At 72.4% G+C, this 14,211-nt stretch carries 12 protein-coding genes; 5 read left to right on the top strand and 7 right to left on the bottom strand.

From position 1 onward, the window contains the following. Window positions 1–19: 19 nt before the first annotated feature. The 3 genes from AC1DWH_RS07585 to radA form a co-directional block, all read right to left on the bottom strand. On the bottom strand, window positions 20–1,081 hold the full coding sequence (locus AC1DWH_RS07585) for a LacI family DNA-binding transcriptional regulator (protein ID WP_477093146.1): 1,062 nt from the start codon (window positions 1,079–1,081) through the stop codon (window positions 20–22). A gap of 68 nt (window positions 1,082–1,149) precedes the next feature. Continuing rightward, window positions 1,150–1,380, bottom strand: coding sequence for a hypothetical protein (locus AC1DWH_RS07580; protein WP_477093145.1), 231 nt, complete (start codon window positions 1,378–1,380; stop codon window positions 1,150–1,152). Window positions 1,381–1,619: 239 nt separating this feature from the next. Continuing rightward, window positions 1,620–3,041: a DNA repair protein RadA gene (gene radA, locus AC1DWH_RS07575; RefSeq protein ID WP_477093144.1), complete on the bottom strand. Its 1,422-nt coding sequence runs from the start codon at window positions 3,039–3,041 to the stop codon at window positions 1,620–1,622. A gap of 200 nt (window positions 3,042–3,241) precedes the next feature. Here radA and AC1DWH_RS07570 point away from each other — a divergent pair, with 200 nt between their 5' ends. Continuing rightward, window positions 3,242–4,099, top strand: coding sequence for a hypothetical protein (locus AC1DWH_RS07570; protein ID WP_477093143.1), 858 nt, complete (start codon window positions 3,242–3,244; stop codon window positions 4,097–4,099). Between the two features lie 18 nt (window positions 4,100–4,117). Here the strand turns inward: AC1DWH_RS07570 and AC1DWH_RS07565 are convergent, their stop codons facing one another. From AC1DWH_RS07565 to AC1DWH_RS07550, 4 genes are all read right to left on the bottom strand, one after another. Next, window positions 4,118–4,498, bottom strand: a complete 381-nt coding sequence (locus AC1DWH_RS07565) for a VOC family protein (RefSeq protein WP_477093142.1) — start codon at window positions 4,496–4,498, stop codon at window positions 4,118–4,120. 88 nt (window positions 4,499–4,586) lie between these two features. Next, entirely contained in the window at window positions 4,587–6,143 is a 1,557-nt protein-coding gene (locus AC1DWH_RS07560; RefSeq protein ID WP_477093141.1) for a sensor histidine kinase, read from the bottom strand. A 14-nt stretch (window positions 6,144–6,157) separates the two neighbouring features. Next, the gene (locus AC1DWH_RS07555) at window positions 6,158–6,895 is read right to left on the bottom strand and encodes a response regulator transcription factor (RefSeq protein ID WP_456845578.1); all 738 of its coding nucleotides are present in this window, start codon (window positions 6,893–6,895) and stop codon (window positions 6,158–6,160) included. Window positions 6,896–6,973: 78 nt separating this feature from the next. Next, window positions 6,974–7,627 carry a TetR/AcrR family transcriptional regulator gene (locus AC1DWH_RS07550; protein ID WP_456845577.1) on the bottom strand — a complete coding sequence of 218 codons (654 nt, stop codon included), beginning with the start codon at window positions 7,625–7,627 and terminating at the stop codon, window positions 6,974–6,976. Window positions 7,628–7,726: 99 nt separating this feature from the next. Between AC1DWH_RS07550 and AC1DWH_RS07545 the strand changes: the two genes are divergently transcribed. The 4 genes from AC1DWH_RS07545 (at window position 7,727) to AC1DWH_RS07530 (ending at window position 14,211) form a co-directional block, all read left to right on the top strand. Beyond that, window positions 7,727–10,249 (top strand): beta-d-glucosidase, encoded by a 2,523-nt coding sequence (locus AC1DWH_RS07545; protein WP_477093140.1) that lies wholly within the window; start codon window positions 7,727–7,729, stop codon window positions 10,247–10,249. 125 nt (window positions 10,250–10,374) lie between these two features. Then, window positions 10,375–12,063, top strand: a complete 1,689-nt coding sequence (locus AC1DWH_RS07540) for an ABC transporter substrate-binding protein (RefSeq protein WP_477093139.1) — start codon at window positions 10,375–10,377, stop codon at window positions 12,061–12,063. A 91-nt stretch (window positions 12,064–12,154) separates the two neighbouring features. After that, window positions 12,155–13,237, top strand: coding sequence for an ABC transporter ATP-binding protein (locus AC1DWH_RS07535; RefSeq protein ID WP_477093138.1), 1,083 nt, complete (start codon window positions 12,155–12,157; stop codon window positions 13,235–13,237). Then, window positions 13,234–14,211: an ABC transporter permease gene (locus AC1DWH_RS07530; RefSeq protein WP_477093137.1), complete on the top strand. Its 978-nt coding sequence runs from the start codon at window positions 13,234–13,236 to the stop codon at window positions 14,209–14,211. The genes AC1DWH_RS07535 and AC1DWH_RS07530 overlap by 4 nt, the downstream gene beginning before the upstream one ends.

The following is a 14,211-nucleotide window of genomic DNA, read 5'->3' as shown; positions in this document are numbered from 1 at the left end:
CACGCGAGGGGGGCCGGCGTCAGTAGGTTGCGGGCGGAGCCGTGCTGTCGCGGACCACCAGGTCCACCAGGATCCGATGCTGCTCCGGGGCGGTCGCCGCCCCCGCGCGGAAGCGTGCGATCGACGAGGTCAGCGCGTCGGCCGCGGCCTTGCCCTTGGCGACGAAGTCCTGGTGCACCGTGGTCAGCGCGGGCCGCAGGCGGCGAGCCAGGGGCGAGTCGTCGAAGCCGATGACGGAGACGTCCTGCGGCACGCGCAGCCCGAGCTCCTCGGCCGCGTGCACCACGGCGGCCGCCATCAGGTCGGAGAAGCACAGCACCGCGGTCGGCCGGTCGGGGAGGCCGAGCAGGGCACGGGCGCCCTCGGAGATGTAGGGCTCGACGTTGTCGTGCACCTCCATGACCATCGGCGTGACGCCCGCCGCGTCGAGCGGTGCCATCCAGCCCGCCTGGCGCTCGCGCGCCACGAACCCGGAGCCCGCGGCTGCCGGGTCGGGGGCGAGCCCGGGCGGGACCTGCACGTTCATCGTGAGGATGCCGATCCGGCGGTGGCCCAGCTCGAGCAGGTGCTCGGCGCCCAGGCGTGCGCCGTGCTGCTCGTCCAGCAGCACGCTGTCGGCGTCGGCGACCGGCTCGCCGTCGACGAAGACCAGCGGGAGCCGGCGCTTCACCAACCAGTCGACCGCGGGGTAGTCGGCGGCGCAGCCGTAGACCAGGGCGCCGTCCATGGGGATGTCGCGGGCCGGGATCATGCCCTCGGCGCCCGTCGAGGGGAGCAGCACGACGGCCAGCCCCGTCGGGGCGAGCTCCTCGGCGACCGCCCCGAAGAACGCGGCGGCGATCGGGTCCCGGAACGCGGCACCGACCGACTCCGTGAGCAGCACGCCGACGGCGCCGGTGGTGCCGCGGGCCAGCGCGCGGGCCGACGGGTCGGGGCCCACGTACCCGAGGTCGCTCGCGGCCGCGAGGATGGTGCGGCGCATCTCCGCCGAGAGCTGGTCCGGGCGGGAGAACGCGTTGGACACGGTCATCCGGCTGACGCCGACCTTGTCGGCGATCGTCTGCAGCGTCACCCGGGACATGACGCCACCCTGTTCCGCTCCATGCGGGACAGGGTAGGTCGCCGGGACGTGTCCCGGGGGCGAGAGCGTCATCGCGCCGGGTGACCCGCCTCGGTGGTGCAGGCGGGGGCGACGGCGTCGGCCAGGTGGTGCAGCGCCCCGGCGAGCGTGCGGCGGGTGCGTGGTGCCCGGGTCCGGCGGACGCGGGGGATCGGCTCCGGCTCCGGAACCTCCGGGGCCCAGGGTCGTGCGCTGTCCGCCTCGCGCTGGGCGACGTTCACACCGAGCAGCAGACCGAGCTGCGAGCTGTCCATCGACATCGGGCTTCTCCTGTCGGGTCGTCGGTACTTCTGTACCGATAAAGTTACCCCGTGAGTCTGTACCGGTCAAGACGATGATCGGAGTTCGTGTGGAGACGGCTGATGATCTGCTCAGATGCGGAGACCTCGGGCCCGGGACCGCGCTGTGGGCTGACCGGTGGGAGCGGGGCGACCCGCCCCTAGGCTCCTGACGACGGCGCGGCCCGATCGGCCCGGGCGACATCGCCCCGCCGGCCGGCTCAGCGCCGCCCGGCCCCTGCGGTCTCCGGCACCAGGCCGGCGGCGGTCACGGCCTCGATCAGGTCGGCCGCCATCAGCACGGTGATCCCGGCCGGGGGCGTCGCCCCGTCGAGCGCGCCGGCGGGCACGATCGCGCGCGTGAACCCGAGCCGGGCAGCCTCGGCCAGGCGTCGGCCGACCCCGGACACCGTCCGGATCTCGCCGGCGAGCCCGATCTCGCCGATCGCGACCAGCCCCCGCGGCAGCGGCACGTTCTCCCGGGAGCTGAGCGCGGCCAGGGCGAGCGCCAGGTCCGCGCCGGGCTCGGCCACGCGCGCGCCGCCGATGGTCGAGACGTAGACGTCCTGGTCCGCGAGGCGCGCGCCGAGCCGGCGCTGCAGCACGGCGAGCACCATGGCGAGCCGGCTGCTGTCCACGCCGCTGGTGGTCCGGCGCGGGTTCGGCACGGCGCTCGGCGCGACCAGCGACTGGACCTCCGTCACCAGCGGTCGGCGACCCTCGAGCGTCACGGTCAGGCACGTGCCCGGCACCGCGTGCAGCGCCTGCGACACGAACAGCCCGCTGGGGTCGGCCAGCCCGACGATCCCCGACTCGGACAGGTCGAAGCAGCCGACCTCGTCCGTCGGTCCGTAGCGGTTCTTGGTGGCCCGCAGCATGCGCAGGCGCGAGTGCCGCTCGCCCTCGAACTGGCAGACGACGTCGACCAGGTGCTCGAGCGTGCGCGGACCGGCGACAGACCCGTCCTTGGTCACGTGCCCGATGAGGACGACCGGCATGTCCCGGGCCTTGGCGGCCTGGATCACCGCGGTGGCCACCTCGCGCACCTGCGAGACGCCCCCCGCCGTGCCCTCCACCTGCGCGGACGCGATCGTCTGGATCGAGTCGAGCACCAGCAGGTCGGGGTCGACGTGCTCGATGTGCCCGAGGACGGTGCCGAGGTCGGTCTCGGCGGTGAGCAGCAGCTGGGGGTCGAGCGCGTGGATCCGCCCGGCCCGCAGGCGTACCTGCGCCGCCGACTCCTCGCCGGTCACGTAGAGCACGGTGCGGCCGGTGCGGGCCGCGCGCGCCGCCACGTCGAGCAGGAGGGTCGACTTCCCGACGCCCGGCTCGCCTGCCAGCAGCACGACCGCGCCGGGGACGATGCCGCCGCCGAGCACCCGGTCCAGCTCGTCGACCCCCGTGGGGCGCGAACGGGCGGTCTCGACGTCGATCTGGTCGATGGGCTGCGCGGGCGTGCGCGCCGGGGACGTGGCGACCGTGCGCGGCGCGCCGCCGCCCGGGCCGGTGTCCTCGACGACCGAGCCCCAGGCCTGGCACTCCCCGCAGCGGCCCACCCACTTGCTCGCGGTCCAGCCGCACTCGGTGCAGCGGAAGCCCGGACGGGTGCTGCGGTCGGGGCGCTTGGCGGGGCTCGAGGTCACGCGCTGCACGCTAACGGGAGCCTCTGACAGAGCAGTCGCGCGCCACGCCGAACACGTGTTCGACACCGCGGACCGGGTCGGGCGATCGGATGGCGCCCTGGCGACCTTCCGGCGTCGCGACGTCGTGGGACGAGATTGCGTCGGTAGGCTGCGGGGCGTCCGGCGAGGGTTCGGGCGACGCGATGCAAGGGGGAGCCCCGATGAGCGACACCGGCCGTCCCGGCCCCGAGCGGCCCAGCGGTCCGCCGACGCCGCCGCCGATCTCGAACTGGCAGGTCCAGCCCCCGACGACGCCGGCGACACCCCCACCCACAGCGCCGACGCCGACGCCCGCACCCGGCCCGGCTCCCACGACCGACGGCTCGGGCTTCCCGCCCGTGCTCGGGACGCCCCCCGCGGTGTCCCCCGCGACCCCCGTCGACCAGGAGCCCCCGGCGTCGAGCCGCCCCCGTTGGCTGATCCCCGTGATCATCGGCGTCGTCGTCCTCATCGCCGCCGCGGTCATCATCGCGATCGTCACCGGCTCGAAGGGCGACTCGACGGACACCCCGCCGCCGGCTGCCGCGTCGACCGTCCTCCTGCCGTCGCCGACGCCGACCGTCGCCGCCGTCGCCCGGCCCGCGACCACCGCGTTCGCGACCGCCCTGCCGACGACCGTCCTGCAGTACGCGCTCGCGACCTCGGCGCCCGACGCCGAGTGGCAGGCGGCCGGGGCCCTCGAGGCCTACACCGAGACGTACACCGACGGGGGCAGCGGCACCGTCACCGTCCGGTCCGGGCAGTGGGAGACGCCCGAGGAGGCGACCGCGTTCGCCGCGACGCTGGTCGCCGCGTTCCCGGCCGCCCCGCCCGCTCCGTCCGCGTCCGCCTCGCCCGCTGGTCCGACCCTGCCGCAGAGCGGCGACGTGACGGCGGGCGGCGCGAAGGCCGGCACCTACTCGATCGCCGACGCCGGCGACGGCACGGGCATCGCGGTCTGGACCAACGGCAGTGCCGTCTTCCAGGCCACGGTCCCGCTGGCCGACGTCGTCGACTTCTACAACGCGTTCCCGCTCTGACGACCCTGACGCCGGCGGTCAGCTCGCGGCGATGATCGACAGCACGTTGCCGCCCGGGTCCGTGAACCAGGCGATCAGCGGGCCGCCCTTGCGGAACACGAAGTCGTCGTCGGTCTCACCGGGCGTGCCCGCGTACTTCTCGAACTCCACGCCGCGCGCCCGCAGGTCGGCGACGGTGCCGGGCACGTCCTCGACCGGGAAGTTGAGCACGGTGTACGTCGCGGGCGTGTGCGCCGGGCCCTTGGGGTAGATCAGGACGTCGTGACCCCCCTCGAAGTGCAGGAACAGCATCCCGTTCTCCTCGGACACGTCGAGCCTGAGCACGTCGGCGTAGAACGCCCGCGCGGCCGGGACGTCGTCGGTCGAGAACCCGCTGAACGCCTTGCTGAGGTCGGCCATCACCACTCCTGGGGAGATCCGTCGCTGGACGCCTCCAGGTTCCCCCGCCGGACCGCGCCCGGCCACCGGACGTCTGCGGAGCGGCGGGTCAGGGGCGGACCGGGGTGCGGGGTGTCGGGGCGGGGGTCGGCGCCGCCGGGAGGGTGACCGTGAACGTCGTGCCCGAGCCGCTCCCGGTGCTGCTGTCGACCGTGATCGTCCCGCCGTGGGCCGTGACCACGGCGTGCACGATCGCGAGGCCCAGGCCGGTGGACCCGGTGGCGCTGTTGCGGGAGGCGTCGCCGCGGGTGAACCGCTGGAACAGGCTCTCGCGCAGGGCCGGGGGGATGCCGGGCCCGTCGTCGGCGACCTGCACCACGACGGAGCCGCCGGACCGGCGCACGCGGACGGTGACGGTGGTGCCGGCGGGGGTGTGCAGCCGCGCGTTCGACAGCAGGTTGGCCAGCACCTGACGCAGGCGGTGGTCGTCGCCGACCACGAGGACGTCGTCGGCGTCGTCGAGCTCGTCGGGCGACGACGGCAGGTCGAGCTGCCAGTCGTGGTCCGGCCCGGCGGCGTGGGCGTCGGTGACGGCGTCGATGGCCAGCACGGTCAGGTCCACGGGTTCCGACGCCAGCGGCCGGCCGGCGTCGAGCCGCGCGAGCAGCAGCATGTCCTCCAGCAGGGCGGTCATCCGCAGGGACTCCGACTCGACGCGGGACATGGCCTGCAGGGCGCCCACCGGCATCTCCTCGGGGGACCGGCGGACAAGCTCGGCGTACCCGCGGATCGAGGCCAGCGGCGTGCGCAGCTCGTGGCTGGCGTCGGCGACGAACTGGCGCACCTGCGACTCGGACTCGTGCCGGGAGGCGAGCGCTTGCTCGACGTGGCCGAGGAGCTGGTTGAGCGCGGCGCCCACCTGGCCGACCTCGGTCGCGGGGTCGGTGTCGGCCTCCGGCACGCGGTCGGCGAGCACGACCTCGCCGCGGTCGAGGGGGAGCTGGGCGACCCGGTTGGCGGTGCCGACCACCCGGTCCAGGGGCCGCAGCTCGCGGCGCACGAGCACCAGCCCGGCAGCGGCGGCGCAGAGCAGGGCGAGCGCGGCGACGACGATCTCGACGACGACGAACGTCGTGATCGTCATGGTCATGGTCGCGGTCGGCAGCGCGGTGACGTTGGTGGTGCCGTCGTCGCTGACGCTGGCGACGGCCCGGTAGGAGCCCAGGCCGGTCAGGGTGATCGAGTGGGTGTCGCCGTCGGCGGGGACGGCGAGCATCTGGGTGGCCTGCTCGGTGGTCAGGGCCGTGGGCGTGCCGTCGTCGCCGACGTAGCCCGCCTGGAACGCGCTGAGGTCGGCGGGGTCGACGCCCGCGGGCTGCTCGACGTTGACCGTGCCGGCGTCCTGGCCGGGCCGGAAGTTGCCCGCGCCGACGGCCGGCGGCTCGAAGACCTGCCCGGGGGAGCCGGCCAGCGCACCCTCGCGCACGGGTCCGTCGGCCGCGCGGTGGTGGGCCGCGGTGAGCTTCTCGTCGAGCTGCGTGATCAGGGAGCTGTGCAGCGCGAGGGTCGAGATGGTCCCCATGGCCGCGGCGACGACCGCGACGAGCGCGACGACGACCGCGACGAGGCGTCGGCGCAGCGTCCACCGCGGTCGGGTGGTTCCCATGGGGACAGCCAACCTCAGACGGACGGCTTCAGCACGTAGCCGACGCCACGCAGGGTGTGCAGCATCGGCGTGCGCCCCTTGTCGATCTTGCGCCGCAGGTAGGACACGTAGAGCTCGACGATGTTGGCCTGGCCGCCGAAGTCGTACTGCCACACGCGGTCGAGGATCTGTGCCTTGGACAGCACGCGCTTGGGGTTGCGCATGAAGTAGCGGAGCAGCTCGAACTCGGTGGCGGTCAGGCGGATGTCGTCGCCGCCGCGGGACACCTCGTGGCTGTCCTCGTCCATCCGCAGGTCGCCGACGACCAGGACGGCCTCCTCGCGCTCCGACACCGCACCGGTCCGGCGCAGCAGGGCGCGCAGGCGGGCGACGACCTCCTCGAGGCTGAACGGCTTGGTGACGTAGTCGTCGCCACCGGCGGTGAGGCCGGCGATCCGGTCCTCGACCGCGTCCTTGGCGGTGAGGAACAGCACGGGGACGTTCGGGTGCGTGGCGCGGACGCGGCGGAGCACGTCGATGCCGGACAGGTCCGGGAGCATGACGTCGAGCACGATGACGTCGGGGTCGAGGGCCTTGGCGGCGCGGACGGCGGCGTGGCCGCTCAGCGCGTGGTCGACCTGCCAGCCCTCGTAGCGCAGGGCGGTCGAGAGCAGCTCGGCAAGGGTCGGCTCGTCGTCGACCACGAGCGCACGGACGGGGGAGCCGTCGGCACGGGTCAGGGCGTCCGGTCGGCGGAGTGTGGTCGTCGTCATGTCCCCAGACTCGGACCGGTTCCTGGCGTACACCTGGACCGAACCTGTGAAATGTCTGAGTCTCTCGGAGGGGGTCGGTCAGTCGAGCGGGTGCGGGCGCGCGGTGTCCTGCAGGGCGGCGGCGAGGATGGCCTCGATCGCGAACTGCGTGGCGGCGGGCAGGTCCACGTTCTCGTCGAGCAGCCACTGCACCTGCAGGCCGTCCATGACGCCGATGATGGCGCTCGCCGCGCAGTCGGCCGTCTCGGGTGAGACCGCTCCCGCGCCGACCTCGAGCAGCGCCGTCGAGATCTCGCCGCGCAGGACGCGGAAGCGGTCGGTGACCCAGGCGCGGGCGGGGTGGTTCTCGGTGACGGACTCGCCCGTGAGGACGGAGTAGCCCTGGACGATGCCGGGCCGGTCGACGTTCATGCGCGCGGTGCGGACCAGGTGGTGGAAGAGCTCGAGGCCGCCGGGGATGTGCTGACCCTCGAGGTCCCGGACGTCCTCCTTGTCGCGGAACTCCAGCACCTCGACCAGCAGCTGCTCCTTGGAGCCGAAGTGGTGCAGGACGCCGGCGTGCGTGATGCCGACCTGCTCGGCGACCTCCGCGAGCGAGCCGTTCTTGTACCCCTTGGACCCGAAGGTGTTGGCGGCCGCCCGCAGGATCTCGGCCCGGCGCTCGGCGGTGGCCTGGCGGGGCTGCCGCGCGCGGCGCTGCGGCGCTGCGGCGGGGGGAACGGCGTCGTCCATGACTGAAACCATACTGTGATCATCGCACTTACTGACAGGTCAGTAAGTTGTGCTTTCATTCTCGACAGAAGACAACGACGTCCGATCGGAGCACGCGCTGTGTCACTCGACACGGCCACCCAGCCGCCCACGGCTGAACGGCCCACCTCCTCGCTCGACGAGCTGCTGGCTGCCCTCTCCCTCGAGGAGAAGGTCCGCCTCGTCGTCGGTGCCGGCCTCTGGTCCACCACCGCGATCCCGCACATCGGCCTGCGGGCGATGCATGTCTCCGACGGCCCCGCCGGCGTGCGCGGCGTCTCCGAGTCCGCCGACGAGACGTCGGCCTCCTTCCCCGCCCCGAGCGCGCTGGCCGCCACGTGGGACGTGGACCTCGCCGACGAGCTGGGCCAGGTGTTCGCCGCCGAGGCCCGCCGCCACGGCGTCGACATCGTGCTCGCCCCCCAGGTGAACCTGCAGCGCACGCCCGTCGGCGGCCGCCACTTCGAGTGCTACTCCGAGGACCCGCTGCTCACGGGAGCGATCGCCGTGCACGTGGTGCGCTCCGCGCAGGACCGCGGCGTGGGCATGTGCGTCAAGCACTTCGTCGCCAACGACTCCGAGACGCAGCGCACCAGCTACCTGGCGCGCGTCGACGAGAAGACGCTGCGCGAGGTCTACCTCGCCCCCTTCGAGAAGCTGGTGCACGACGCCCAGGCCTGGTCGGTCATGAGCGCGTACTCCGGGATCGACGACGGGACCACGGCCGCCACCGCCGCCGAGCACCGCCCGCTGCTGACCGGCGTGCTCAAGGACGAGTGGGGCTTCGACGGCGTCGTGATGAGCGACTGGGTGGCCACCAAGTCCGTGGTCGGCGCCGCCGAGGGCGGGCTCGACCTGCAGATGCCCGGGCCGGACGGCCCGTGGGGCGACGGGCTGCTCGACGCGGTGACCAGCGGCGACGTCAGCGAGTCGCTGCTGGACGCCAAGGTGCTGCGCCTGCTGCGCCTGGCCCAGCGCGTCGGCGCGCTCGAGGGCGTCGAGCCGTCGGGTGCGAACCGCGACCGCGTGGCCGACGTGGACGTGCGCGGCGTGCTCCGCGAGCTGGTGTCCCGGTCGATGGTGGTGCTCCGCGACGACGAGCACGCGCTGCCGGTCTCACCCGACGACGTCACCCGGATCGCCCTGCTCGGGCCCAACGCCGTTCACCCGTTCGTGCAAGGCGGCGGCTCGGCGTTCGTCCGTCCGGACCACCTGTCGACTCCCGAGGCCGCGCTGCGCGAGGCGTTCGGCGAGGTCGCGATCGAGACCCACCCCGGCGCCGTGTCCCGCCTGCTGCCGCCGTCGCTCGACCTGGCCGGCCGCTGCACGACGCCCGAGGGGCACGTCGGCGCGCTCGGTGAGCTGCTCGACGCCGACGGGGCGGTGCTGACGGGCGCCGACGTGACCGCGTGGAACGGCTGGCTGCGCGAGGTCCCCGGCCCCGCGGCCGCGTTGCGCATCCGCACCACCGTCCGGCTCGACGAGCCCGGCCGCCACGAGGTCGGCGTCGGGACGGTCGGCAGGCACGCGATCACGGTCGGCGGGCAGCTGCTCTCCACCAGCGAGCACGTGGTCGGCGCCGAGGTCATCCTCGACTCGAGCGTCAACCAACCGGCCCCCGCCATGCTCGTCATCGACGTGACCGAGCCGACGACGGTCGAGATCGACGCCGTGGTGCAGGCCATCCACCCGGTCGGGTACCCCAGCTTCGCCCGCGCCGAGCTGGTGCACCGCATCCCCGGCACGTCCCCGGACGAGCTGCTCGCGGTCGCGGTCGAGGCAGCCGCCGCGGCCGACCTCGCGGTCGTCGTCGTCGGCACCAACGAGGAGATCGAGTCCGAGGGGTACGACCGCACGAGCCTGGCGCTGCCCGGCACGCAGGACCAGCTGGTCAAGGCCGCGCTCGCCGCCAACCCCCGCACGATCGTCGTCGTCAACGCCGGTGCCCCCGTGGTGCTGCCGTGGCTCGACGAGGTGCCGTGCGTCCTGTGGGCGTGGCTCGGCGGCCAGGAGTGGCCCGAGGCGCTCGCCGACGTGCTCACCGGCGTCACCGAGCCGACCGGGCGCCTGCCCTGGACGCTCCCGGCGCACGAGTCCGACGTGCCGGTGCCGGACGCGATCCCGGTCGACGGGGTCGTCGAGTACCACGAGGGCGTCCACGTCGGGTACCGGTCGTGGCTCCGGCTCGGCCGCACGCCCGCCGCCCCGTTCGGCCACGGCCTGGGGTGGACCACGTGGGAGTACGAGGCAGTGACTGCCGTCGTCGACACCGACGGTTCCGTCGTCCTGGACGTCACCGTCCGCAACACCGGCGCCCGCGACGGGCGCGAGGTGGTCCAGGTCTACGTCGAACCTCCGACGGACGGGTCGCCCGACGGCGACCGCCCGGTCCGGTGGCTCGGCGGGTTCAGCGTCGTGCACGCCGCCGCCGGCGAGCACGCAGAAGTCCAGGTCCGGGTGGACGCCGAGGCGTTCCGGACCTGGGACTCCGCACAGCCCGGCTGGGTCACCCCGGCCGGTACCTACCCGATCCGCGTGGGTCGCTCCTCGGACGACCTGCGCCTCACTGCCGACGTGGTCCTCACCAGGCCCGCGCCGGCGTAGTCGCACAGCAACCCGCAGCCCGACCAGGCACGAGAAAGCTCCGGTCCGACGAGTTCCGCAGTCCCGTCGGGCCGGTACCAGAAGTGAACGACCAGCAGTTCCGACATCAGTGCAAGGAGGCACTCGTGAGAATCCGCAAGCTCTCGACGGTGGTCGCAACGGCGGCCACCCTCGCGCTGCTCGCCACCGCCTGCTCCGGCAGCGGTGGTAGCAGCGACGACTCGTCCGGCGGCGCCACCGGTGGCGCCTCGGACAAGATCCTGACGATCGGCATGCCCAACGGCCCGCAGCAGCCCAACCAGAACCCGCTCGCGAACGGCTCCGCGTCGCTCTCGCTCGGGTACGCGTTCGCGGTCTACGAGTCGCTCATGCAGGTCAACGAGCTCAAGCCGACGGACCCCCCGACGCCCTGGCTCGCCCAGTCCGTCGAGTGGAACCCGGACTCCACGCAGGCCGTCATCACCGCTCGCGACGGCGTGAAGTGGTCGGACGGCACGGACTTCACCGCCGACGACATCGCGTACTCGATCCAGCTCCGCAAGGACAACAAGGAGCTGAACACCGACTTCCCCGACCAGTACGGCGACATCACGGTCGACGGCAACAAGGTGACGGTGAACTTCAACACCGGCCAGTACGTCAACCAGGCCAAGCTGTACAAGCTCCTGATCGTCCCGAAGCACCTGTGGGAGGGCCAGGACCCGGTCACGTGGACCGACGACGACATGGTGGGCACCGGCCCGTTCAAGCTCAAGTCGTTCACGCCGCAGTCGGTGACGCTCGACCCGAACACCGACTACTGGGGCACCAAGCCGTTGGTCGGCACGCTCCGGTACGACACGTTCAACGACAACGCGGGCCTGACCACCGCCCTCACCACGGGTGAGGCGCAGTGGGGCTGGACGTTCATCCCGGACTTCGAGAACACGTTCATCGCCAAGGACCCCGACCACTTCCACCAGGTGGCGGGCGGCGGCTTCGGCGTCGACGTGCTCTACCTGAACAACGAGACGAAGCCGTTCAACGACCTGGCGTTCCGCAAGGCGCTGAACATGGTCGTGGACCGCGCGGACATCTCGACCACCGCCGGCTACGGCGTGTGGCCGCAGATCAAGAGCGTGACCGGCCTGCCGCAGCCCTCGGGTGACGCGTTCATCTCCGACGCGTACGCGGACGACGAGCTCACGGTCGACGTCGACGGCGCCAAGAGCGTCCTCAAGGACGCCGGCTACACCTGGGACGGCTCGGGTGCGCTGATCGACCCGAGCGGCGAGAAGGTCACCTTCAAGCTCCAGAACCCGACCGGCTGGACCGACTACCTCGACGCACTGGGGATCATCGGCGAGGGCGCGAAGAAGCTGGGTGCCGAGGCCACCGTCGAGGGCGTCGTCCAGGACACCTGGTTCAACGACATCATCCCGCTGGGCAACTTCCAGGCGTCGCTGCACTGGACCGACGGCGGTTCCACGCCGTGGAACATGTACTCCAACATCATGGACGGCGCGTCCTACGTGCCGCTCGGCCAGCCGGCGACCTGGAACTTCGGTCGCTACCAGAACGACGAGGTCACCAAGGCCCTCGCCGACTTCAAGGCCGGTACGTCGGACAACGACCGCGCCGCGGCTCTGGACATCGTCCAGAAGCACTTCGTCGAGGACGTCCCGGGCCTGGTCATCTGGTCGCGCCCGGCCGTCGCGCAGTACTCGACGGTCAACTACACGGGCTTCCCGACCGACGAGGACCCGTACGCGAACCCGCAGCCGACGGGCCCGCAGGCCGCACTCATCCTGTCGAAGCTCAAGCCCACCAACTGAGCTGACACCCGATGAACGAGGTGCGGCGGGCGAGGTCACACTCGCCCGCCGCACCCCGTGCCCGGTCCGCACACTGACCCAAGGTGACCCGATGAGCTCCCCGCACGAAGACCCGCCAGTCCTGCAGGCCGTCGACCTGCGCAAGCACTTCCCCGTCCGTGGCTTCCGCTCCAAGAAGGTCGTGCACGCCGTCGACGACGTGAACCTCTCGCTGTACCGCGGCAAGGTGGTCGCGCTGGTGGGGGAGTCCGGCTCCGGCAAGTCCACGATCGCCCGGCTGCTCGCGCAGCTGATGCCCGTCACCGGCGGGCAGATCCTGCTGCACGGGCAGGACGCCACGGCCAAGAACCGGCGCGCGTTCGGCCTGTACGTGCGCAAGGTCCAGATGATCTTCCAGGACCCCTTCGGGTCGCTGAACCCCGTGCACACCGTGCGCTACATGCTGACCCGCAGCCTCAAGATCCACCGCGGCCGGTTGCGCGGGGTCGAGCTCGAGGCCGCGCTCGAGGAGCTCCTGGACCGCGTCCAGCTGCGCCCGGCGGCCCGGTACATCGACAAGTTCCCGCACGAGCTCTCCGGCGGTCAGCGCCAGCGCGTCGCCATCGCCCGTGCGCTCGCGGCCGACCCCGAGGTGCTGCTGGCCGACGAGCCGATCTCGATGCTCGACGTGTCGATCCGGCTGGGCATCCTCAACCTGCTGCGCGACCTGCGGGACCGCCTGCAGCTCGCCATCCTCTACATCACGCACGACATCGCGTCGGCCCGGTACTTCGCCGACACCACGATGGTCATGTACGCCGGCCGCGTGGTCGAGACGGGCGACTCCGAGTCGGTCACGCAGGACCCCAAGCACCCGTACACCCAGCTGCTCGTGCGGTCGGCGCCGGACCCCGACGACCTCGAGGCCCGCGCCCGCGGCGCCCGCGGCGAGGCGCCGAGCCTGGTCGCCCCGCCCGCCGGCTGCCGGTTCAACCCGCGCTGCCCGTTCGCCAACGACGTGTGCCGGACCGAGGTCCCGCAGCTCATGCCCGTGGGGGAGGGCCGCGAGGCCGCCTGCTGGGGGTACGCCGACCGCGAGGACCGCCCGACGCTGGGCTCGGTGCTCGAGGCCTACGGCGAGCGACCCGCGGTGGACGCCGACCTGCTCGCCGCCGTGAAGGAGGACGACCGATGAGGTTCTTCGCGCGACGGATCGTCTTCTACCTGATCACCGCCTGGGCGGCGATCACCATCAACTTCTTCATCCCGCGGATCATGCCCGGCGACCCGGTCAGCGCCCTGATCGCCAAGAACCAGGGCCGGATCAGCCCCGACGCCGCCGAGGCCCTGCGCACGCTGTTCGGGCTGGACAAGGACATGAGCCTCTGGGACCAGTACGTCGAGTACTGGCGGCTCCTGCTGCACGGCAACCTGGGCATCTCGTTCACGTACATGACCCCGGTGATCGACGTGATCAAGCAGGCGCTGCCGTGGACCATCGGGCTCGTCGGCATCGCGACCCTCATCAGCTTCACCATCGGCACGCTGGTGGGCACGGGCATCGGCTGGCGCCGCGGCACCTGGATGGACGGTCTGCTGCCGCTGTCGACGTTCTTCTCGGCCGTGCCGTACTTCTGGCTGGCCCTGATCGCCATCTCGATCTTCTCGGTGACGCTCGGCTGGTTCCCGGCAAGCGGCAGCTACGACCGCAGCATGGTGCCCAACCTGTCGTGGGAGTTCATCGGGTCCGTCATCTACTACGGGTTCCTCCCAGCCATGACGATCGTCGTGTCGTCGATCGCCGGCTGGATGCTCGGCATGCGCAACATGATGGTCACCGTGTCCTCGGAGGACTACGTGACCGTCGCGCAGGCCAAGGGCCTCAAGGAGCGGACCGTGCGGATGGGCTACGCCGCGCGGAACGCGATCCTGCCGCAGGTGTCCAGCTTCGCCCTGTCGCTCGGCTTCATCGTCGGCGGCACCCTGGTCATGGAGATCGTGTTCTCGTACCAGGGCATCGGGTACTACCTGTTCAGCGCGGTGAACGCGAAGGACTACCCCCTCATGCAGGGCTGCTTCCTGGTGATCACCTTCGCGGTGCTGCTCGCCAACATCCTGGCCGACTTCGCCTACGGCGTGCTCGACCCCCGTACGCGTCAGGAGGGCTGA

It is taken from the genome of Cellulomonas sp. P2_F12 (genome assembly GCF_056403775.1).
This window is presented reverse-complemented; position numbering and strand designations above follow the sequence as displayed.